The organism is Clostridioides sp. LIBA-7602 (assembly GCF_056688945.1).
The window spans coordinates 1,693,261-1,714,789 of sequence record NZ_CP196991.1 but is presented as its reverse complement, the minus strand read 5'-3'; the positions used below and the strand labels follow the sequence as shown (position 1 = coordinate 1,714,789).

The following is a 21,529-nucleotide window of genomic DNA, read 5'->3' as shown; positions in this document are numbered from 1 at the left end:
AAGGAGATGATTTCAAATTTTATTTTGAAACATCCCCTTTTAATTTAAGTAATCTTTAAGTATTAAATTTTTATTTATTTTTTAACGATTTCTCTAATTCCAAAGTTTTTTCAATTATAGACTTAAAAATTGGCTCTTCTCTAAGTTCATTATAGCTATCATCACTAAATACTATTAACAAATTCGTATATATATTAAAAGTATATGAATTTTTAGATTTTACTTTATCAAAAAAACTCATCTGACTTACATCCAAACTTTCATGTATAGGATATTTTTCTAATATCTCTTTTAGATTATATAAAGCTTTTTTTGCTTCTTCTTTCATATTAAAAAATAAAAAAGTTAAAGATAATTCCATATAATCCATATATATACTAAAAAATGCACCTTTATCTTCATTAAGCATTTTTTTCATTTCCAAAGAGAAGTTTGCATACCCTAGCAACTTATTTTTTATATATTTCATTTCTTTTTCTGTTGCTTTTTTATTGGAATCTCTATCCTCCAATTTTTTCTTTAATTCCTTATATTGGTATTTATATACATTGATTATTCCTTTACAATCCATACTTACATTGAATACATTAGTGAACAATTTATTTTGAAGCAATATTTCTGCTTCTTCTAGCCTATTTTGATTTAAATATATCATAGCTAAATTGACACTTGTATCTCCTATTGGTTTATGTATCATATTTAAGTATAACTCTGCTTTTTCATAATCTTCTAACATATAGTATGCATTTGATAAAATAATGAGTGCTGTTTCTTTTATTTGAATCTCATCTGTATTTCTTACTATATCTTCAAGAATATTTGTTGTTTCTTTTACTTTGTTGTTCAACTCATTCTTACCAAATTTATATGAATACATCTGGTACAGTGAACATATCTTTAACTTTAATAAATAGCTTTTAGGATATTTCTCTATGTACATATTAGAAAGTTTTTTCACAGATTCTAAGTCTTCTTTACATTCTTCTTTTGGTTCTTCTGTCGATAAATCAATTTCAATCCCAGCAAAAATTGCTTCTAATTCTTGATAAATCTTCATTACTTCTTCTTCACTTAAATCAATCTTATAATTCATAAGCTTATCAATAGATACGTTAAAAAAATCTGCTAATAATGGTAATAATTCTATATCTGGATAAGAATTTCCACTCTCCCATTTGGATACTGCTGGTGTTGACACCCCTATAAACTTTGCCAATTGTTCTTGAGTCAGATTTCTTTCTTTTCTAAGAGTTTGTATGACTTTACCTATTTTAATTTGCATATATACCTCCCTAGTATATCTGTTGTAATTTAAGTATATATAAAAAATATTTATTAGTAAATCGAGGCAAAGTTAACAAAGTGTTCATAATTTAACCATTGGTTATATTTTAACATAAAACTTTCTTTTAATAACTTAAAATAGAAAACCTATTAATTAGGTTGACTTAAGTGTAACTTAATTAATAGGTTCACATTAAATAGTCTTTTTAAATACTTAGATTATCTATTTACTATAACTTATTATATTTATAAAAACAAATTTAAAGTTAATATTTCATTATATATTTCTTTACTATAATATTTCTATTTTATTATTCAACCAAAAAATTATATCTTCAAAGACTTCTTCCTTATTTATCTCATTCAATAATTCATGTCTTCCATCTTTATAAAGTTTACACGAGACATCTTTTAGTCCTAATTTTATATACCTATCCCTCAATCTTAATACACCCTTTCCATTTTTTCCAATGGGGTCTTTATCACCAGAGATTATGTAAATAGGTATATCAAGAGGTATCTTCTTTAAGTTTTCTTTATTCTCAATTTCTTTTAATCCTTGAACCAAATCATAAAAAAAACCACAACTACACACTACTCCACAAAATGGGTCATTTATATATTTCTCAACTTGTTCTCTATCTCTACTTAACCAATCAAATTTAGTGTTTTTATTTCTTTTTATAATTTCTCCACCAAATATCAAATCATTTATTTTATTACTTCTAGAACTTCTCCCATGTTTTTTAATCTCATGATTGATTATCATATGAGCAAAATTTAAGATAATCCCTTGTTTTCCATTTGAACCGCATAGTATAAGTCCAGATAAATTATCACTGTAATCCATTATATATCTTTGACTTGCAAATGAACCCATGCTATGTCCAAATAGATAAATTGGTAAATTCTCATTTTCTTTTTTTATAATATTTGTTAAAGTGTGCATATCTTCTACGAGACATCTAAATCCTTCTTTTTCAGCTAAATGCCCAACATTTTCTATTGTCTTTGCAGTCTTTCCATGACCTCTATGGTCGTTAATGTATACTATATATCCATTTTTAGTAAGTTCCTTAGCAAAAGGCTCATATCTTTGTGCAGTTTCAGCCATTCCATGTGAAATTTGCACAACTGCTTTTGGATTTTTTATATTTTCATCTTCCCATTTATATGTATATATATCTAAATCTTCCTCTCCTTTGAAAGTAAAGTTTGTACACTTCATAATTATCCCTCCAGATTGATTTTATTCAATGTATTAACTTATATATTATATTACAAATATTTTCAAGTCAAAATCTTTCTAGAGACATCTAAGATTTATTAATTGCTAATACAAATTACTATATAAAACTATATAATAATCTAATTGCTTAATATTAATGTAAAAAAATGACCCTTAGATATACTTTGACACCATATTGACATTAGAATCAATTCATGATATTCTGTTTTAATTATAATAATATCTAAAAATATAAAGGAGATATTTCATGGATTATTCAAATGAATTAAAAGAGCTCTTTTTAATGAACCAAACATATGCGACTCTTTTTACCCTTACAAACAAAATACAAATAGAAGGAGATAAATATTTTGGCATACTTACTTCAAGACAGTATATGACTATTTTATCTATTCTCCATTTACCAGAAGAAGAAACAACATTAAATAATATTGCAAGAAAAATGGGTACAAGTAAACAGAATATAAACAGACTAGTTGCTAATCTTGAAAAAAATGGATATGTTGAAATAGTTCCAAGTCCTCATGATAAGAGAGCAATTAATGTTAAAATTACAGACTTAGGTAAAGAAGTCATGATAACATGTAGTAAAATTGGAATAAATTTTATGGCTGATGTATTTCATGAATTTACCAAAAATGAATTGGAAACCCTGTGGAATTTACTAAAAAAAATGTATCGTTTTAATGGTGAAGAACAAGATGGGTTTGAAGAAGATGCTAATTTTATGGAAGACGAAGAACTAGATAAAATTAAATCTGAACTACTCGAAGACTTTTCAAGAAGAAGAAATAAGATAAACAAAACTTACTAATATTATAATATTTATAAAGTATATAAATTTAAAATTAATTTTTAAGAAATAAAAATTTTAATTTATCAATACTACTAAAAAATGACTAAAGTGAATTTATTAGCTATAAAAAAACTCTGTATTAAGTATAAATACAGAGTTTTTTTCTTATAGTTATTGTACTCTCAAAATCATATCACTTAGTTTTTGTAAATCATTAAATGGTTGGCTGCAGCTATTGTTTTGACACACATAATAAGTAGTCTTATCATTCTTTAATTTATAATCCTTTAAAAAATCTATCTTAGTATTTTCTTCATTGTATTTCTTCACTAGAAAAGTTGCATTTGGTATAAAATTTTTACTTATTAATTCTTTAAATTCAATCAAATCAGAGTCTTCTTTTAAAATACATATAATTTCTTTGGTAGGATAAAGTTCATACATCAATGAAAGCATATAGAAACTATGCCCAGTTGGAGAATTTTTTACATTATCTACATATATTTTTAATTGTTTATACGATATTTCTTCAAGTTTATTATCACCAGTAATTTTTGCAAGTCTTATAAGATTATATAGTTGAACAGAATTTCCTGATGGAATAGCGCCATCATACAAATCTTTTGGTCTTGCTATTAAATTTTCACTATCTTTACCATATATATAGAATCCACTTTTTTCATAATCCCAAAAAAGGTCAATACAACTTTCATTTAAATTCAATGCCTTTTCTAAATATCTCATATCAAATGTTGAGTCATAAAGCTCTATATATGCCCATATTAAAAAAGCATAATCATCTAAATAAGCTAAATAATCAGAACTTCCTTCTCTATATCTAGCTAACAATCTACCTGACTCATTTACAAGGTTGTCATTTATAAAATCAAGGCATTTATTTGAATACTCTAAGTACACATCATTTTTTAGAGTATTATAAGCCTTTGCCAAAGCTACTATCATTAATGCATTCCATGAAGTAAGTATCTTATCATCTTTATGCAAAGATGTTCTTTCTTTTCTATATTCAAATACCTTTTTGCTAAGATTAGCTATTTTTTCATTATATCTATCGTATTCTTTGTTTTTTATAAGATTTGGGATATTTTTACCCTCAAAATTTCCACCATTAGTTATATCAAAATAATCATTAAAAAACTTTCCATCTTCTTCACCCAGTACATCAATTATTTCAAGAGGATTAAATGTATAAAATTTTCCTTCTTCACCTTCACTATCGGCATCCTGTGCTGAATAAAAACCACCTTCTTTATCTTGCATCTCTTTAATTACATAATCTATAGTCTTTATAGCAATTTCTTTATATAATTCTTTTTTTGTTATTTTATATGCATCTAAATACGCTATTGTAAGCATGGCATTGTCATATAGCATTTTCTCAAAATGAGGTGCTAACCATTTTTTATCAGTTGAATATCTTGAAAAACCAAATCCAATATGGTCAAACAAACCTCCTCTATACATTCCGTCTAAAGTTTTTTCCACTATTTTTAATACATCTTCATCTTTTTCTATAATATAGTATTTCATCAAAAACATAAGGTTTTGAGGACTTGGAAATTTAGGTGCATTTCCAAAACCACCATACTTTTCATCATAGATAGCCTTAAATATCCTAATAGATGAATTTAACATATCTTTTGATAACTCGCCCTCCGTATTTTTTACCCCAAAATCATCTTTAAGAGCTTCTATTATTTCATCTCCAGATTTTATAAGTATATCTTTACTTGTATTCCATTTGTCAGATACACTTTCTAATAAATCTATGACGCCTGGTCTATTATATCTTGAATATTTTGGAAAATATGTTCCTGCAAAAAAAGGTTTTTTATCTGGTGTCATTATTATTGTCATTGGCCATCCACCACTACCTGTCATAGCTTGGCAAACTGTCATATACACACTATCTATATCTGGTCTTTCTTCTTTATCTACTTTTATTGCTATAAAATTTTTATTCATTATTTCAGCAACTTCTTCATCTTCAAAAGATTCTTTTTCCATAACATGACACCAATGACATGTTGAATACCCTACACTTAAAAATATTGGTTTATCTTCTTCCCTTGCTTTTCTAAAGGCTTCTTCATTCCAGCTATACCAATTTATAGGATTATATGCATGTTGTAAAAGATATGGAGACTTTTCATTTATTAGATTATTAGGTTTTCTATTATTTTCCACAGTACCACCTCATTTATTATTTTATTATATGTTTTGCAATAAAAAAATAGATATACACTTATTATAAATGTATACCCATCTTAACTACATATATTTAATTCTTTATCTACTTAATTCTTCTAGGCAAATAATTTTTTATATATTTACTAAAACAAAACAACATAAAAAATATCAAATTATTTCTTTAAAGGTTTTTCAAAAGAAGGAGGATTAATATCTATCTTAGTATCATGATTTGGTCCTGGAGTTGATAAATCAAAATACAACTTAGAATCTTCTGTAACTCCGAAATCTCTGTTTGAACCCGTATCTTTAACTTTATTTAAAGCATCTCTAAATAAAGCATTATGTGCTTCTTCTCTGTTAAGTAAAAAATCTATTGTTTCTTTTACATATTTATCATCAATCTGTCTATATAAGTGTTCATAAACCACCTTTGCTCTTTGTTCAGAAGCTATATTTGAAAGTAAGTCAGCTACTAAATCACCTGTAACTGTAACATAATCAGCAGTCCATGGAGCTCCTGATGAGTTTATTAATACTGGTGATAAGCCAGTTAATACATGAGTTTCTATTTCACCTGTATCAACTGCATTATAATCAACATCATGACCATTCAATAAATTTATAGTTTGAGCAACCATTTCCATATGACTAAGCTCTTCTGCTGCTATATCAAGAAATAAATCTTTTATTTGAGGGTCTTTTATTCTAAAACTTTGAGCTAAATATTGCATTGCTGCCTTCAATTCTCCATTTCCTCCTCCTAATTGTTCTTGCATTAAAACAGCATATTGAGGATTTGGTCTTTCTACTTTTACTTCTTTTAATAACGCTTTATCGTGTTTAAACATATGAATACCTCCGTAAATTATTATTTAAAATTATTATTTACTTAAGTTACAATATTATTCTAAGTTCTATAATTAATATTTAATAAATACTTAATTATACATTTAGTAATTTATTTACAAAGATAAAAAAATCTATACTTAAATAAAAAACTGAATATCCATAAAGTTTCAATAAAAAACTTTATCAATATTCAGCATAGGTCTTAATTACATATTAAATTTTCTAAAGCATCATTAGGAGCTACAATAGGATAAACATCATAATCCTTGTCTATATCACATTGCAAAAACACAGGTTTATCAAAATCCATTACAGCTAAAGCTTTTTCTAATCCTTCCATATCAGATACCTTATATCCATCAATATTATAGGCATTTACAAGTTTAACATAATCTACATTTTCATTGATGTCAGTTTGAGAGTATCTTTGATTAGAAAACAATTTCTGCCATTGTCTTACCATTCCTAATGTCCTATTATTAAGCAATAAAATAAGTATAGGTACATTATAGTTTGCAACTGTAGCTAATTCATTACAATTCATTCTAAAACTTCCATCACCAGTAACTAAAACTACATTTTTATCTACATTACCAACTTTAGTTCCAATAGCTGCACCCAAACCAAAGCCCATAGTCCCTAATCCCGCTGATGTTATAAAGCTTTTATTACCTTTAAAATCCCAGTATTTCGCAGCCCACATTTGATGCTGACCAACATCAGTTACCACTACAGTAGGGTTCTCTAGTTTCTCATACTTCTCATTTATTTTTCTAAGTATGTTTTGTGGATGAAATTCTCCTTTTTGTACACCCTCACTCTTTCTAAAAGTCTTTATCTCTTCTTTCCAATGGCTATTGTTCTTACTATCCACCTTTTCTAATAATAGACTAAGAACCAATTTCACATCTCCAACTAAAGATACATTTGATTTTATATTTTTACTTATTTCAGATGGGTCTATATCTATGTGTATTACCTTTGCATTTTTAGCAAATTCAGAACTTTTACTTATTACTCTATCACTAAATCTTGCACCTATAGCTATAACCAAATCTGAGTTAGAAAGAGCTAGATTGCTTTCTCTACTCCCATGCATTCCAACCATGCCAAGAGATAGCTCTTTTTTTCTATCTATATTACCAAGACCCATGAGTGTATTTAATACAGGTGTATCTATTTTGGATGCAAATTTTTCAAGAATCTCTTCACTATCCGATGACTTAACACCTCCACCAGCATATATTATAGGTCTTTTAGATTCTTTTATTATATCTATTGTATCGTTTAAAAGTTTAGCATTTATTTCATCCTCTAAGTCAAAATCGTTCTTATAATCCATATAATCATCTATTTGACATAAATCATAATCCTCATCACTAAAATCCATTTCTGCCAAAAATAAATCCTTTGGTACATCTACAAGTACAGGTCCCTTTCTTCCTGAATTTGCAACCTTAAAAGCTTCTTTTATTGTAGAAATCAATTCTTTAGTACTTCTAACTAAATAATTATGCTTTGTCATGGATAAAGTTGCTCCAGTTATATCAATTTCTTGAAAAGAATCTTTTCCCAATAAACTTGTTGGAACTTGCCCTGAAATTACAACCATAGGAGAAGAATCCATAAAGGCTGTTGCTATTCCAGTTATAGCATTTGTTGCCCCTGGACCAGATGTTGTAAAACAGACCCCCACTGTATTAGTACTTCTTGCATAACCATCTGCTGCATGAACTAAACCTTGTTCATGAGATGTCCTTATATGCTTGAAATCATCTTGATAATCATATAGAGCATCATAAAGAGGTATTACTGCTCCACCAGGATATCCAAATACTGTGTCGACTCCCTCTTTCTTTAAGCATTCTAAAATTACTTTTGCCCCGTTCATACGCACTACCATGCACCACTCTTTCCCTCAAACTAATCCATTTAATATATTTATTTTAAGAATGACATCATACTTCTTAGATTTCTTCCAACCTCCGCTATTTCTGTAGCATATTCTGCTTCTCTAGTTTTAAGGAAGTTTTCACGTCCTTCTTCATTTTCTTTAATCCATGCTTTCGCAAATTTTCCATTTTGTATATCTTCTAAAACTTCTTGCATACCTTGTTTTGCTGCATCAGTTATTACCCTTTTACCAGATACATAGTCTCCATATTCTGCTGTATCACTTATACTATATCTCATTCTTTCAAATCCACCTTCATATATAAGGTCAACTATTAGTTTCATTTCATGTAGACATTCAAAATATGCCACTTCTTTTTGATACCCTGCATCTACAAGTGTTTTATATCCTAATTTTATAAGTTCACTTATTCCACCACAAAGTACTGATTGCTCTCCAAATAAATCTGTTTCTGTTTCTTCTTTAAAAGTAGTTTCTAAAACTCCTGCTCTTGTTGCTCCTATTCCTTTTGCATATGCTAAAACTGTCTCTGTAGCTTTTTTAGTGTAGTCTTGATATACTGCAAATAGTGCAGGAACTCCACTTCCCTTTGTAAATACATTTCTAACTAGGTGACCAGGTCCTTTAGGAGCTACCATTACAACATCAACAAATTCTGGTGGTTGTACTTGGTTATAATGTATATTGAATCCATGTGCAAAAGCCAATGTTTGACCTTCTTTTAAGTTATCCTTTACACTTTCTTCATAAACTTTCTTTTGTTTCTCATCAGGCATTAATAACATTGTCAAATCACTTTCTCTTGTTGCTTCTGCTACACTCTTAACTTCAAAACCATCTTCTTTTGCTTTTTGTGCTGATTTACTTCCATCATAAAGTCCTACCACTACATCTACACCATTATCTCTAAGATTCTGTGCATGTGCATGCCCTTGACTCCCATAACCTAAAACTGCAACCTTTTTATTTTTTAAAACCTCTAAATTCACATCATTTTCATAATACATCTTTGCCATTTTTATTTCCTCCCAATACTTTCTCTCATTTTTATGATATTTATTTTTATTAGAAATTTATACTCATTATCATTGATTTTAGGCTACTTAACAGATTCCATTTCTTAATTCTCATGATTTCAAAATCATTTTTTAGAATTTTCAGTCTTTATCAATTATAGTAAATTCATAAATTCAATGATGTTTGTATTTTTATTCTAAGATTTTTCTCATTTAATATTTATCTTTAGTTTTTTACTTTAACATAAATACGTTTATCTTTAGTTTTTATTTTTATAAAATACATTTAATTAATGTCTTACTTTCTCGACAGTTATTTCTCTTATATCATGTAACTTCTTCATATGATTTAAAACACAATCTAAAGATGTTTTTTCTTCATTTACTATTAGTTTTATGCCTGAGTTATTCATATTATCTACAGTCATACTTATTGATTGTATATCAACTTCTCTCCTTCTAAGAGTCATAGCCACTCTTAAAAAAGAATCTATCCCTTGGTTTAATTTAGCATATACAGTATTTTCCATAAAAATTCCTCCTTATTTTTATTATTTTTTATTAATTTTATATGGATTGAACTTTTTATATCACTTAAAATAAAAAAACTTTCATCTTTATAAGCAATATAAATATTACTTATAAGGACGAAAGTTATATTCCGCGGTACCACCTTATTTGTAGATATAAAAATACATCTACCCCTCTTTTTTCAGGTCGGGTAATTGATTACCTTAACCTTAGCCATGTAACGTTGGCAGACGTTTGTACTTACTAAAAATATTCAGTACAAAAGCTCCAGAGTGATCATTATACTACTGTTAACGCCAATTCTCAGCAACATTGGTTCTCTGTGGATAACACCATTAGTATCATTGTCTCTGTCATCGCTTTTAATTTTTTTAATTTTATATTTTCCATCTGTTTTGTTGTTAATATAGATTATATTCTCTATCTTTTATAATGTCAATGACTTTTTTTAAAATTTTCAGATTATTTATTTTTTTCACAATAATATGTTTTCTATATTCTAAATATAAGTTTTGAAACAACCGTTTTCATATTATTATTTTATATCCATTTATTTTTAGCCAATTTTCTTTTTCTTTATAATCTGGCATAATAGATTTTACCAAATCATAAAATTTTTTAGAATGATTCATATGTATTAAATGGCTAAACTCATGTATTATTATATAATCAATTACATCTACTCTTGCCATAGATATTTTTGAATTTATATAAATATTTTTTTGAGATGTGCAACTCCCCCATCTCTTTTTTTGCTCTTTTATCTTGACACTTGCTGGAATCAATCGCTTTATTATTTCACAATTTGACTTAAGAAAATCTATTCTCTCTAAAACTATTCTTTGACTTTCTGTTTTATACCAATGCTTTAAAGACGTTTTTATAAAGTCTTTACTAGTATCATTGGTATGAATAATTATTTGAGATTCATCAATATTTATTTTATAGTTACTTTTTTTGACAGAATTCTCCAATGTTTCTTTTATAACTAAAGAATACTCTTTACCTAGATAAAGAAATTTTTCACCAGCTATAAACATTCTTTGTTGGTATGACTCTTCTCTGCCTTTATATTTTTCAGATTTTTTAAGTATCCAGTCCCCTTTTTCAATTATTATATCTCTTATTATTTTTTTAGATATGCTTGGAGGACTTGTTACAATTATTTTACCAAATGAGTCTATTTTTATAGAGATATTTTTTCTATTTTTATACAGTAAAAACACCTTTATTTCATTCCCTCTAAAAGTTACATTTAAAATGTCAGCTTCTTCTGTTACTGTATTCATCAGCTTCTTTTTTCCTTATTTGCTCTACAATTTATAAGCTCAGCAGCTATACATACAGCTATTTCAGCTGGTGTCTGAGCATCCAATTTTATACCTATTGGTGCATGAACTTTTTCCAATTCTTCCTTTTTAAAACCTTTTTTCATAAGCTTTTCATATGTTAAACCAATCTTGGTTCTACTTCCAATCATACCAATATACCCAGAATTTCTTTTAAGAGCCCATTCTAAAGCACTTGAATCATATAAGTGGCCTCTTGTTAAAATAATTATATAACTATTTTCATCAATTGAAAAATCTGGTATATTTTCAAAAGAATCTAAAACTACTACTTCTGAATCTGGAAATCTTTCAGAGTTGGCAAATTCTTCTCTATCATCTATTACTACTGTTCTAAATTCTAAAAGGGATAATATTACAGCCACATCTCTTGAGATATGACCTGCCCCAAATATATATGCTTTACTTGTATTCTCTTTTAAACTTCTATTAAATCTTTCTATATTACTCTCTAATTCACTGTCAATAAAATCTATTTGTATCTCTCCATTGCCACCACATATCATTCCAAGTTTTGCTACATCAGATTTATTTAAAGTAAATTTATACAACATTGATTCTCTAGTTTTTATGACATTGATTGCATGATTTATACATGTCGCTTCTACACTGCCTCCACCTACTGAACCAAATATTTTACCATCATTTTTTACAATCATCATGGCCCCAGTTTCACGTGGTGTTGAACCTGAGTGAGAAGTTATAGTAGCAAATGCAAAATCCTCCTTATTCTCTATTAATTGTATAGCTTGTTCGTATATATTCATATAATTCTCCTTACCAGTCTATCTAAAAATCTTCTATATATCTATCTTAGGTTTTTTATCACTTTATTTGGTATTACAAATTCTACTGCTCCCATATAACCTGGTGCTACTTCATACTCATCAAAACTAATCACAAGATTTCCATTTTTATTAATATAAAAATCTTGATACTTATTTATAGATTCAAAATCTTTTACTGGTGAATCTTTTTCTTGGTCTATAAAATAAGATTTTGTGTTATCTTTTTTAATCTGAGTTCTCATCTGCTCCTTTATATTATCACTTATAGCTCTTATATATCTACTATCTTTAAAAAATATTGGTAAATTTAATAGTATTTCTCTATTTTTATCAATAGTATAATGTTTTTTCGTTACAGTTGAAGAAGCTTCTATCTCTTCCTTTATCATTTCTATAGATAAAAAATCCTTAGAATTATTTTTAACATTATAGCTTACATTTAGGTATTTATGACCTTTATTATTTTCTTTTTTCATTTCATTTTGAAATTCACTGTAAAGTTTTTTTCCATCTTGTAAAAACTCATTATTTAATTTATTCTCTAAATCTTTATCTTTTAAACCTTCTATTTTAGGAATACTAACCTTTATTTCGTAATTACCTTGTTTAAAATTGAGATTTTTCGCATTTACAACCTTTATTGTATTATTTGGATTTTCATTAGAGGAACTTTCTGCAAATATAGGTTTTATATTTACTAATGATACCACTAAACATATTGAAACTATAGCAATTTTAAATATAGATTTTTTAAGCTCTTTACATGTATTCATGTTGACCTCCTTAATATACTTATACAAACTACTATTCAATTTACAAATCTTTTATTACTTTATATGGTATTACAAATTCTACTGCTCCCATATAACCAGGTGCTACTTCATATTGATCAAAACAAATTACGAGATCTTCATTTTTATTAAAATAAAAATCCTGATACTTGTTGATTGTTTTAAAATCTTCAACAGGCAAATCTTTTTCTTGGTCTATAAAATATGACTTTGTATTATCCTTTTTAATCTGCTCTCTCATCTGTTCTTTTATATTATTGCTAATAACCTTTATATATTTGTCATCCTTAAAAAGCATAGGCAAGGTCAAAACTATTTGTCTTTTTTTATCAACATTATAATGTATCTTACTCACATATGACGATGCTTCTATTTCATTTTTTGTCATTTCTATTGATAGAAAATCTTTAGAATTATTTTTAACACTATAACTCAAACTTAAAGACTTATATCCTTTATTCTTTGATAATTCTATCTTTTCCATTCTCTGCTGAAATTCATTATAAAGTCTTTTTCCATCTTCCATAAAACTATTATTTAATCGCTTTTCTAAATTTTTGTCTTTTAAACCTTGTACCTTAGGAATATCAATCTCAGCCTCATAATTTTCACTCTTTAAGCTATAATTTTTTATAGTTATTACTTCTACTATTCCTCCAATTATAGGTATCTTAGAAAAATTGTCTGCAAATACAGGACTTATATTTACTAATACTGTAAACATACACGCAAAAGCTATTGCAACTTTAAATCTTAATCTATTTACTTTCTTATTTTTTTCATAATATATATTTTCTATTTTCTCATGATTTATTATAGTATCTAGTTTCTTTGGTATTGGAATTTTATGATACTCCTCTTTTAACTTATCTAACCTTTCTTTGCTCGTCATTCTTTTTATCCCTACTCTTCAATTTTTAATTTTAGTTTTTTTAAAGCAGTATATAGCCTAGTTTTAACAGTATTCACATTTTCATCCAATATTATTGCTACTTCTTCAATCTTTAAATCTTCAAAAAATCTCAATATTATAATAGATTTATACTCAATAGGTAATTCTTCTAAAGCTCTTTTTAAATCTAAATCAGTATATTTATCACATTCTCCAGTTTCATCTATATGGTCAATATCTGTCATGTTATTATATTTACGGTTTTTCCTAATAAAATCTATACTAGTTCTGACTAAAATTTTATAAAACCATGTCTTTATATAATTTACTTCTTTAATATTTTCCACTGAATATAGAGCCTTATACATGGCTTCTTGAACCACATCTAAGGCATCTTCTTCATTCTTTGTATAACTATATGCAATTCTATAAAAAGAGTCTTTATTATCGATAATGTATTTCTCAACCTTCGTTCTCTTTAAACTCTTAAACATTCCTGTAAAATCTCCCTCCGATTACAGGCTAGGATTGAGTTTTTAGAAAATCTATCTGTCTATTTTTGCATCTTCATTCAATTTCTTTATATGCTCAATATACTTTTCATTTAAAATAGATTCTCTTATTAAACTCTGACACTCATTAAAACTTTTTTGTCTTTCTCTTTTATCAGTAACTTTGACTATATGATATCCATAACTAGTCTCAAATACATTTGAAACTTCATTTTTCTTTAATTTGAATACTTCTTTTGTAAACTCAGCATTTTTGTCTTCTTTTGTGAAATAACCTAGCTGTCCTCCATTTTTTCCAGTTGCTTTGTCATCTGAATATTTTTTAGCCAATTCTTCAAAACTTTCTCCATTTTTGATTTTAGTTAATATATTATCTGCCTCTTTCTTTAAAGCTTCTTTCTTATCTTTACTTACTTCCTTTTTATTTTTGTCTAAAGTTGATATAAGTATCTGAGAAGCACTTACTTCTTCTACATTAAAATCTTTTTTATGTTTTGTATAATAAGATTCCATATCAACATCACTTACATTTATCCTATCTTCAAAGGCCTTCTTATTTTTATCTATGGCTAAATCTTTAGATATTTCTTGTTTTAAATATTCTTTATCAACACCTGCTTTGTCCATTTTTTCTTTGTAACTTGTATTCAAATTCATATTATCTTCTAGTTCTTGATATTTTGAGTCTACTTCGCTTTTAGTTGGAGTTAATCCTTTATCCTTAGCCTCTTGATATAAAAGTTCATTATCCACCATAAACGATATTATAACATTTTCTAATTTATTTCTACCTTTTTTATCCAAAGTTTTTTCTAATTCATCTAAAGATTGACCATTTATATAATTATTAGTAGCAGATAAAACTGCTCTTGTTTTTTTATACTGCTCTTTTGTGATTTCCACATCATTTACTTTTGCCAAACTTTTATTGCAACCAACCATCATTAAAGATAGTATTCCGACCATTCCTATATAAAGTTTTTTATTCAATATATCTACACCTCACTCATTTTTATTATCAATTTCTAAAAATATCAATCAATATTCTTATATTTTAATTACTCTAAATTACGTAACCAATAATTTTTTGGTATTTGATTTTGGTCTACTGCTGCAAATTCATATCCTTCATCTGATAAGAATTTTAAAATAGAATCTAAAGCTTCTGCACTCTGTTTTTTCTCATGCATTAAAACTACAAGTTGGTCTTTATCTTCACCTTTTCTATTCTTAATATGATTTTTTACATTTTGTACGATTTGAGCAGAATTAGATTTCCAGTCTTCTGTATCTAAATCCCAGTCCCAAATTTTGTATCCAGCATCAACTAAAGCTTGATAAGAAGCTTGTGGTGTATATGGTTTACTTCCATAAGGTATTCTTATTACTTTTGAATGTTTGCCAGTTATTTTGTAAAAAGTTTGGTCATTTGTATCAAATTCCTCTTTTGCTGATGTATTGGTAACATAAAGCTTATGAATATCATGTGACACACTGTGAAAACCTCCTGTGTTCCCACTTTTAATTATATTTTTAACTTGTTGTGGATATTCCTTCATATTGCCATCTATCATAAAAAAAGTTGCTTTAACATTATATTTATTTAGGGTTTTTATCATCTGGTCAGTAAATTTAGATGGACCATCATCTATAGTTATGTATGCTACTTTTCCAGAACTTTTACTTGGTCCTTTGCTAATTTCTGTTGCTGTATTAGATACTATATCTGTAATAGTAGAATTTGACAATTTTGTATTTCTACTAATTTCGTCTTCTTTAATATTTAAAGAGCTAACTCGTATACCAACTACTATAAAAGCTAGACATACTACAATAGCACTTAAAAGTACATACAATTTCTTTCTATTTATTTTTTTCTTTTTATTTCTCATCGTTCGACCTCCAATATTGCTATATTTTTACATTTATATTTTTGTAGTATTTTACACACAAAATTTACACTACATATATATAGACGTTGAACTTCGACAAAAAGTTTTACTTAATTTTTAAAATTTGTTATTTTGATGATTATTATGCTGTATAATTTATGTATAATTGCATAGAATGTTGAAAATTGAGTATTATATAGTGTTTTTTACAATTAATTCTAGTTAAAATGTCATTTATAATTTTTAAAATTTATAATTTTTTTTTTATAAATTAGAAATATCGAACACAAAATAACTACTAAAACAATGCTATCGCACATTTTTAGTGCATACAATATATATTTATGTTTACTATTTTTTGTTATTAGGTAAAAATTTCTAATCTTATTCATAAATCATTACATTAATTAGGTAATTTTTTCTGATTCATACAATATTATATTATTTATAATAGAAAAGTTTAATTTGCAAAAAATTAAAAATAAAATCCCAATCTATTAGCTAATAGATTGGGATTTTATTTTTTACATAATTATAAAATATTTATAAACTACCTAGACTCTCTTTTTGTCCCTTTAGTCATATAGGCATACACTGGTAAGCCTATAGCTGTTATTATAAGACCTCCTATAGATATCATAGTAGTTTTCATACCTGCAAAGCATAATTGATTAACTACAACAAATATACCACTTGCTATAGCTATTATAGGAACAATTGGATATAATGGTACTTTATACTCTCTTGGCATATCTGGATGAGTTTTTCTAAGTTTCATTACTCCTATAAATGTTAATACATAGAATATCCAAGTCGCAAATACTGCTAAGTCAGTTAATAAGTTAAATTGACCTGATAAAGCATATATAGATGCAATAACAGATACTAATGCTATAGCATTTGCTGGAACTTGAGCAGAATTTAATTTAGAAAAAGTATTATATTTTGGTAAAGTCTTATCTGTAGCTAGAGTATATGCAACTCTTGAACCAGTTAATAAGAATCCATTTAATGCTCCAAATACTGAAATTAATATACCTACAGATATTATTTTTCCACCCATTGAACCAAATATAACTTCAGCAACTGCTGATGCAGGAGAAGCATAGTTTGCTAATTCATTAGCTGGTAATACCCAAAGATATGCTAAGTTTATTATAAAGTAAACAGCCATAACAACTGATAATCCACCTATTATAGCTTTTGGAAGGTCTTTTCCAGGATTCTTCATTTCTCCAGCTAAAGTACCAACATTCATCCATCCATCAAATGCAAATAATATAGCAATTAAAACCTGACCTAACACACTACCTAGACTTAATCCTTCACCAACCATAGGTGTAAGTATTGGATTATCTCCACCACCTTTAATAAATCCAACAATCATTATCAAAATAAGTGGTATTAATTTACATATTGTAGAAACAGTCTGTATAGCTCCTCCAGTTTTTGAACCCAACATATTTAATCCTGCAACTATTACTATAATTCCAATAGCTATTGGAAGTAATAGTGATGGGCTACCAATTAAAGCTGAGGCTTGTTCTCCAAATATAACACCTAAGGCTGCCATCATTCCAGGATAGAATAGTACAATTTGCATCCATCCAGTTAAAAATCCTAATTTTTCTCCATAAATTTCTTTTATATATACCATCATTCCACCAGTTTTTGGTATCGCTACTGATACCTCTGCAGCTGTAAGACCAGCTGTTATAGTTATAATTCCAGCTATTAACCATGCTAATATACCAAGACCTGGAGCTCCTCCAGTCAATGTATAAACTGCTTGCGGTTTAAAGAATACACCAGCTCCTATAACAGAACCAACAACAGTAGATAATGCTGCTGACACGCCAAGAGTCTTTTTTAGTTCATTACTTCCCATTTTTTTCCTCCTACTTTAATCTTATTTAATTTTAATTTCATAGTTATATAAGCATATATTATGCCAATATTATAGAAAAATAGTTTTTATTATTTATTAAAATAAAATAATCTCTACTCAGCTTTTGTAATATTTTACTTTTATGATAGCTTAAAGTTTAAAAAAATTATAAATCCAAATCTAATAATATTTTTTTAAGTAAATGCATTTTTTATATTGTATAATATACATTGTATATTTATAGCAACTAAAAAGGATTATAACTATTAAGTTGAAATCGTTTTAAATTTTTTGCAATAAAATTTCACTATTTTTCAAAAACATTTTATTTGTCTTTTTATAATTTCTTATTTTAAATGTCTTTTATATAATAGTATGACTTTTGCTTGTTTTATAGTCTATTTTATAATAATAAATAATTTGACAATTTATTATAACTCAACTTAAACCAGAAATCAAAACTAATATTTTATTTTTTAATAAAAAAATAAAATATTAGTTTTGAAAACGTTTTTCAAGCATTGAAATCTAACTCTATTTTTTTATAAAATCACTATTTTTATTACTATTTTTTAATTTAAAAATTATTTTCATATTATTTTACTTAAATATAATTAGATAATCTTATTTTTTATAAAATAAATAATGTATTTTAATTATTTTATTAATAAATTATGTATATAATAAATTAAATCGAGATATTTACATATTACTCCACAAATTAAAAATAGGGAATAAAAAAATATACCACTTTTTATAAAAAGCGATATATTTTCTTATTCCCTATCAATCTATCTTATTTTATTTCCTTCTGTTGAGTAACTCCTTTTTTATCTCATCAATCTTAACGTCTTTTTCTATCATCAATACCAATGTATGATATACTAAATCGCTAATTTCATAGATAAGTTCATTTTTATCAGTATTCTTTGATGCTATAATTACTTCACTACTTTCTTCACCAACTTTTTTAAGTATTTTATCTATACCTTTTTCAAAAAGATAATTAGTATAAGAACCTTCAACAGGATTATTTTTTCTTTCATTTATTAAATCATATAATTCTTTCAATATACTTTTTTCTACTTCAAATTCCATTTTATTAGTATCATCAAATAAATCTCTATAAAAACAAGAATAATTTCCTGTATGACAAGCTACACCAGTTTGCTCAACTAAAAGTAATATAGTATCTACATCACAGTCATAAGACATCTTAACAACTTTCTGAGTATTCCCAGATGTCTCTCCTTTAATCCAAAGCTCTTGTCTACTTCTGCTAAAATAACAAGCTACTTTATCTTTTAAAGTTCTCTTTATAGCATCCTTATTCATATATGCCAACATTAGCACATCTTTACTCACTACATCTTGAACAACAACAGGAATTAAACCTTTATCATCAAAATTTACACTTTTTATAAATTCTTCTATTTCCCCACTATATATATTACCACATTTATTTTCCATATTTTCAATCTCCTCTTAGATATTTAACTTACAATCTTACTTCTACACCCATGTTTTTTAAATATTTCTTCAAATCATTTATTTTTATCTCTCCAAAATGAAAAACAGATGCTGCTAAAATTCCATCTACATTAGATTCTTTGACAGCCTCATAAAAATCCTCCATTTTACCAGCACCCCCTGATGCTATAACAGGTACATTCACTAAAGAAGTTATTTTTGACAACAACTCTATGTCATATCCATTTTTCATTCCATCTTCGTCCATACTATTTACAACTATTTCCCCTGCTCCAAGTTCTACAGCTTTAACAGCCCACTCAATTGCATCCAAGTCAGTCTTTTCTCTACCACCTTTTACATATACACTCCATGAACCTTCTTTATTTTTCTTTGCATCTATTGATAAAACAACACATTGTGCTCCAAATTTTAAGGATGCTTCCCTTATTAATTCAGGATTTTTGACTGCTGATGAATTTATAGAAACTTTATCAGCACCTTTTCTTAAAATATCAGTAAAATCTTCTAACTTATTTACTCCTCCACCAACACAGAATGGTATATTTATATTTTCTGCAACTTTTGTTACAAATTCCAAGGATGTCTTTCTATCTTCATTTGATGCAGTTATATCATAGAATACAAGTTCATCTGCACCACAATCACTATAAAATTTCCCAAGTACTTCTGGGCTGTCAACATCTACTATATCTTTGAATTTTTTACCTTTTACAACCCTTCCATTTCTTACATCTAGACATGGTATTATTCTTCTAGTAAGCATAATTGTTGTGCCTCCTTAAAGTCTATCTTTTTATCATAAAGTGCTTTACCTATTATCGCACCATATAAGTTCATATCTTTTAATCTTCTGACATCATCTATAGAAGTTACTCCTCCTGAAGCAATAACATTTAGTGATGTTTCATTTGAGATTTTTTCATATATATCAAAATTTGGACCTTGTAACATACCATCTTTTGATATATCTGTATAAACAATAGTTTGTACACCTATTTTTTCAAGTTGTTTGCACAATGTTAGCGAATCCACATTACTTACAACTTCCCAACCTCTGACTGCTACCTTTCCATCTTTAGCATCTATAGAAACTACAATTTTATCTTTATATTCATCGACTAATTCTTCGACCAAATTTAAATTTTCAATAGCTATACTGCCTAGTATCACTCTAGTAACACCAGCTTTTATTAAACTTTGGACTTTTTCCTTATCTCTAACTCCACCACCAACTTGAATTGGTATATCTATATTGTTAGCTATATTCTCAATTGTTTTCGTATTTACACCAAATTCACTTCTAGCTCCGTTTAAATCTACTATATGTATATATTCTGCTCCTTCATCTTTCCATTTGTGAGCTACCTCTAATGGATTATCATAATATACGTTTACTTTATCAAAATCTCCTTGAGTAAGTCTCACACATTTGTTGTCCTTTATATCTATTGCTGGAAATATTATCATTTTATCATCTCCCCATATGCTTTTAATATATTTAAACCTACTTCTCCACTTTTCTCTGGATGAAATTGTATACCATATACATTACCCTTTCTAACTATAGCAGGAATTTTCTTTTCATACTCTGAAAATGCAACAAGCTCCTCATTTGATGAATTTGCATAATATGAGTGAACAAAGTATACATAGTCATCTTCCTTAATATATTTAAGTATATCATCGTCTTTCTTATTAAATTTTAGATTATTCCATCCCATATGTGGCACTTTTAAACTTATGTCTAATTTATCAATGCTTCCTTTTATAAGTCCTAATCCTTCGTATTCTCCATACTCATAACTTTTTTCATAAAGTAATTGCATCCCTAAACATATACCTATCAGAAATTTTCCTTTTGAAGCATGTTCTCTTAATATTGGTATCAATCCTAGTTCGTCTAAAGCATTTATAGAATCTCTAAAGGCCCCAACGCCTGGAAGTATAAGTGAATTTGCCTGCTTGATTTCATTTACATCACTAGAAATTTTAGTTTCTATTCCAGCTTTTTTAAAACCTCTAGATACAGAATCTATATTTCCAAGACCATAATCTACTATTATATTCAT

At 27.2% G+C, this 21,529-nt stretch carries 20 protein-coding genes and 1 other annotated feature; of the genes, 1 reads left to right on the top strand and 19 read right to left on the bottom strand.

Translation table 11 applies throughout. The features are described 5' to 3' along the window. Positions 1-70: 70 nt before the first annotated feature. Positions 71-1,282, bottom strand: coding sequence for a helix-turn-helix domain-containing protein (locus ACTG45_RS08190; protein ID WP_479920142.1), 1,212 nt, complete (start codon positions 1,280-1,282; stop codon positions 71-73). A 294-nt stretch (positions 1,283-1,576) separates the two neighbouring features. Beyond that, complete coding sequence (locus ACTG45_RS08185) at positions 1,577-2,512, bottom strand: alpha/beta hydrolase (protein WP_021384364.1); 936 nt, start codon at positions 2,510-2,512, stop codon at positions 1,577-1,579. 304 nt (positions 2,513-2,816) lie between these two features. On the opposite strand from ACTG45_RS08185, the gene ACTG45_RS08180 reads away from it, so the two are divergent. Beyond that, on the top strand, positions 2,817-3,347 hold the full coding sequence (locus ACTG45_RS08180; RefSeq protein ID WP_479920141.1) for a MarR family winged helix-turn-helix transcriptional regulator: 531 nt from the start codon (positions 2,817-2,819) through the stop codon (positions 3,345-3,347). 153 nt (positions 3,348-3,500) lie between these two features. On the opposite strand, the gene ACTG45_RS08175 is transcribed toward ACTG45_RS08180, so the two are convergent. The 17 genes from ACTG45_RS08175 to hisH form a co-directional block, all read right to left on the bottom strand. After that, a complete protein-coding gene (locus tag ACTG45_RS08175) occupies positions 3,501-5,537 on the bottom strand; it encodes a thioredoxin domain-containing protein (RefSeq protein WP_479920140.1) in 2,037 nt (678 codons plus the stop codon). Between the two features lie 176 nt (positions 5,538-5,713). Continuing rightward, positions 5,714-6,391 carry a manganese catalase family protein gene (locus tag ACTG45_RS08170; RefSeq protein WP_021384353.1) on the bottom strand — a complete coding sequence of 226 codons (678 nt, stop codon included), beginning with the start codon at positions 6,389-6,391 and terminating at the stop codon, positions 5,714-5,716. Between the two features lie 203 nt (positions 6,392-6,594). After that, positions 6,595-8,283: a biosynthetic-type acetolactate synthase large subunit gene (gene ilvB, locus ACTG45_RS08165; protein ID WP_479920290.1), complete on the bottom strand. Its 1,689-nt coding sequence runs from the start codon at positions 8,281-8,283 to the stop codon at positions 6,595-6,597. Between the two features lie 50 nt (positions 8,284-8,333). Continuing rightward, positions 8,334-9,380 carry a ketol-acid reductoisomerase gene (gene ilvC, locus ACTG45_RS08160; RefSeq protein ID WP_265113935.1) on the bottom strand — a complete coding sequence of 349 codons (1,047 nt, stop codon included), beginning with the start codon at positions 9,378-9,380 and terminating at the stop codon, positions 8,334-8,336. Between the two features lie 233 nt (positions 9,381-9,613). Next, complete coding sequence (locus ACTG45_RS08155; RefSeq protein ID WP_021384344.1) at positions 9,614-9,853, bottom strand: ACT domain-containing protein; 240 nt, start codon at positions 9,851-9,853, stop codon at positions 9,614-9,616. A 110-nt stretch (positions 9,854-9,963) separates the two neighbouring features. Then, positions 9,964-10,220: a binding site (T-box leader), on the bottom strand. Between the two features lie 161 nt (positions 10,221-10,381). After that, positions 10,382-11,143 (bottom strand): M48 family metallopeptidase, encoded by a 762-nt coding sequence (locus tag ACTG45_RS08150; RefSeq protein WP_021384327.1) that lies wholly within the window; start codon positions 11,141-11,143, stop codon positions 10,382-10,384. Beyond that, positions 11,143-11,970 carry an XdhC family protein gene (locus ACTG45_RS08145; protein WP_021384325.1) on the bottom strand — a complete coding sequence of 276 codons (828 nt, stop codon included), beginning with the start codon at positions 11,968-11,970 and terminating at the stop codon, positions 11,143-11,145. Before ACTG45_RS08145 ends, ACTG45_RS08150 begins: the two co-directional genes overlap by 1 nt. A 41-nt stretch (positions 11,971-12,011) precedes the next feature. Then, the gene (gene rsiV, locus ACTG45_RS08140; RefSeq protein ID WP_479920289.1) at positions 12,012-12,791 is read right to left on the bottom strand and encodes an anti-sigma-V factor RsiV; all 780 of its coding nucleotides are present in this window, start codon (positions 12,789-12,791) and stop codon (positions 12,012-12,014) included. Positions 12,792-12,804: 13 nt separating this feature from the next. Beyond that, positions 12,805-13,674 carry an anti-sigma-V factor RsiV gene (gene rsiV, locus ACTG45_RS08135; protein WP_021384360.1) on the bottom strand — a complete coding sequence of 290 codons (870 nt, stop codon included), beginning with the start codon at positions 13,672-13,674 and terminating at the stop codon, positions 12,805-12,807. A gap of 11 nt (positions 13,675-13,685) precedes the next feature. Beyond that, complete coding sequence (locus tag ACTG45_RS08130) at positions 13,686-14,168, bottom strand: RNA polymerase sigma factor (RefSeq protein ID WP_021384362.1); 483 nt, start codon at positions 14,166-14,168, stop codon at positions 13,686-13,688. Between the two features lie 51 nt (positions 14,169-14,219). Beyond that, positions 14,220-15,176, bottom strand: a complete 957-nt coding sequence (locus ACTG45_RS08125) for a peptidylprolyl isomerase (protein ID WP_021384346.1) — start codon at positions 15,174-15,176, stop codon at positions 14,220-14,222. Positions 15,177-15,244: 68 nt separating this feature from the next. After that, on the bottom strand, positions 15,245-16,078 hold the full coding sequence (locus ACTG45_RS08120; RefSeq protein ID WP_479920139.1) for a polysaccharide deacetylase family protein: 834 nt from the start codon (positions 16,076-16,078) through the stop codon (positions 15,245-15,247). Positions 16,079-16,628: 550 nt separating this feature from the next. After that, entirely contained in the window at positions 16,629-17,966 is a 1,338-nt protein-coding gene (locus ACTG45_RS08115) for an APC family permease (RefSeq protein ID WP_021384376.1), read from the bottom strand. 801 nt (positions 17,967-18,767) lie between these two features. Beyond that, on the bottom strand, positions 18,768-19,436 hold the full coding sequence (gene hisIE, locus ACTG45_RS08110) for a bifunctional phosphoribosyl-AMP cyclohydrolase/phosphoribosyl-ATP diphosphatase HisIE (RefSeq protein ID WP_021384312.1): 669 nt from the start codon (positions 19,434-19,436) through the stop codon (positions 18,768-18,770). 28 nt (positions 19,437-19,464) lie between these two features. Beyond that, a complete protein-coding gene (gene hisF, locus ACTG45_RS08105; protein WP_479920138.1) occupies positions 19,465-20,223 on the bottom strand; it encodes an imidazole glycerol phosphate synthase subunit HisF in 759 nt (252 codons plus the stop codon). Further along, positions 20,205-20,927 (bottom strand): 1-(5-phosphoribosyl)-5-[(5-phosphoribosylamino)methylideneamino]imidazole-4-carboxamide isomerase, encoded by a 723-nt coding sequence (hisA, locus tag ACTG45_RS08100; RefSeq protein WP_479918569.1) that lies wholly within the window; start codon positions 20,925-20,927, stop codon positions 20,205-20,207. The genes hisF and hisA overlap by 19 nt, the downstream gene beginning before the upstream one ends. After that, a complete protein-coding gene (gene hisH, locus ACTG45_RS08095; RefSeq protein ID WP_021384321.1) occupies positions 20,924-21,529 on the bottom strand; it encodes an imidazole glycerol phosphate synthase subunit HisH in 606 nt (201 codons plus the stop codon). The genes hisA and hisH overlap by 4 nt, the downstream gene beginning before the upstream one ends.

What these genes read in the sequence shown, in the direction of transcription:
- ACTG45_RS08190 (WP_479920142.1), bottom strand. Translation starts at nt 1,282, where the DNA reads ATGCAAATTAAAATAGGTAAAGTCATACAAACTCTTAGAAAAGAAAGA.
- ACTG45_RS08185 (WP_021384364.1), bottom strand. Translation starts at nt 2,512, where the DNA reads ATGAAGTGTACAAACTTTACTTTCAAAGGAGAGGAAGATTTAGATATA.
- ACTG45_RS08180 (WP_479920141.1), top strand. Translation starts at nt 2,817, where the DNA reads ATGAACCAAACATATGCGACTCTTTTTACCCTTACAAACAAAATACAA.
- ACTG45_RS08170 (WP_021384353.1), bottom strand. Translation starts at nt 6,391, where the DNA reads ATGTTTAAACACGATAAAGCGTTATTAAAAGAAGTAAAAGTAGAAAGA.
- ilvB (WP_479920290.1), bottom strand. Translation starts at nt 8,283, where the DNA reads ATGAACGGGGCAAAAGTAATTTTAGAATGCTTAAAGAAAGAGGGAGTC.
- ACTG45_RS08155 (WP_021384344.1), bottom strand. Translation starts at nt 9,853, where the DNA reads ATGGAAAATACTGTATATGCTAAATTAAACCAAGGGATAGATTCTTTT.
- ACTG45_RS08150 (WP_021384327.1), bottom strand. Translation starts at nt 11,143, where the DNA reads ATGAATACAGTAACAGAAGAAGCTGACATTTTAAATGTAACTTTTAGA.
- ACTG45_RS08145 (WP_021384325.1), bottom strand. Translation starts at nt 11,970, where the DNA reads ATGAATATATACGAACAAGCTATACAATTAATAGAGAATAAGGAGGAT.
- rsiV (WP_021384360.1), bottom strand. Translation starts at nt 13,674, where the DNA reads ATGACGAGCAAAGAAAGGTTAGATAAGTTAAAAGAGGAGTATCATAAA.
- ACTG45_RS08130 (WP_021384362.1), bottom strand. Translation starts at nt 14,168, where the DNA reads ATGTTTAAGAGTTTAAAGAGAACGAAGGTTGAGAAATACATTATCGAT.
- ACTG45_RS08120 (WP_479920139.1), bottom strand. Translation starts at nt 16,078, where the DNA reads ATGAGAAATAAAAAGAAAAAAATAAATAGAAAGAAATTGTATGTACTT.
- ACTG45_RS08115 (WP_021384376.1), bottom strand. Translation starts at nt 17,966, where the DNA reads ATGGGAAGTAATGAACTAAAAAAGACTCTTGGCGTGTCAGCAGCATTA.
- hisIE (WP_021384312.1), bottom strand. Translation starts at nt 19,436, where the DNA reads ATGGAAAATAAATGTGGTAATATATATAGTGGGGAAATAGAAGAATTT.
- hisF (WP_479920138.1), bottom strand. Translation starts at nt 20,223, where the DNA reads ATGCTTACTAGAAGAATAATACCATGTCTAGATGTAAGAAATGGAAGG.
- hisA (WP_479918569.1), bottom strand. Translation starts at nt 20,927, where the DNA reads ATGATAATATTTCCAGCAATAGATATAAAGGACAACAAATGTGTGAGA.
- hisH (WP_021384321.1), bottom strand. Translation starts at nt 21,529, where the DNA reads ATGAATATAATAGTAGATTATGGTCTTGGAAATATAGATTCTGTATCT.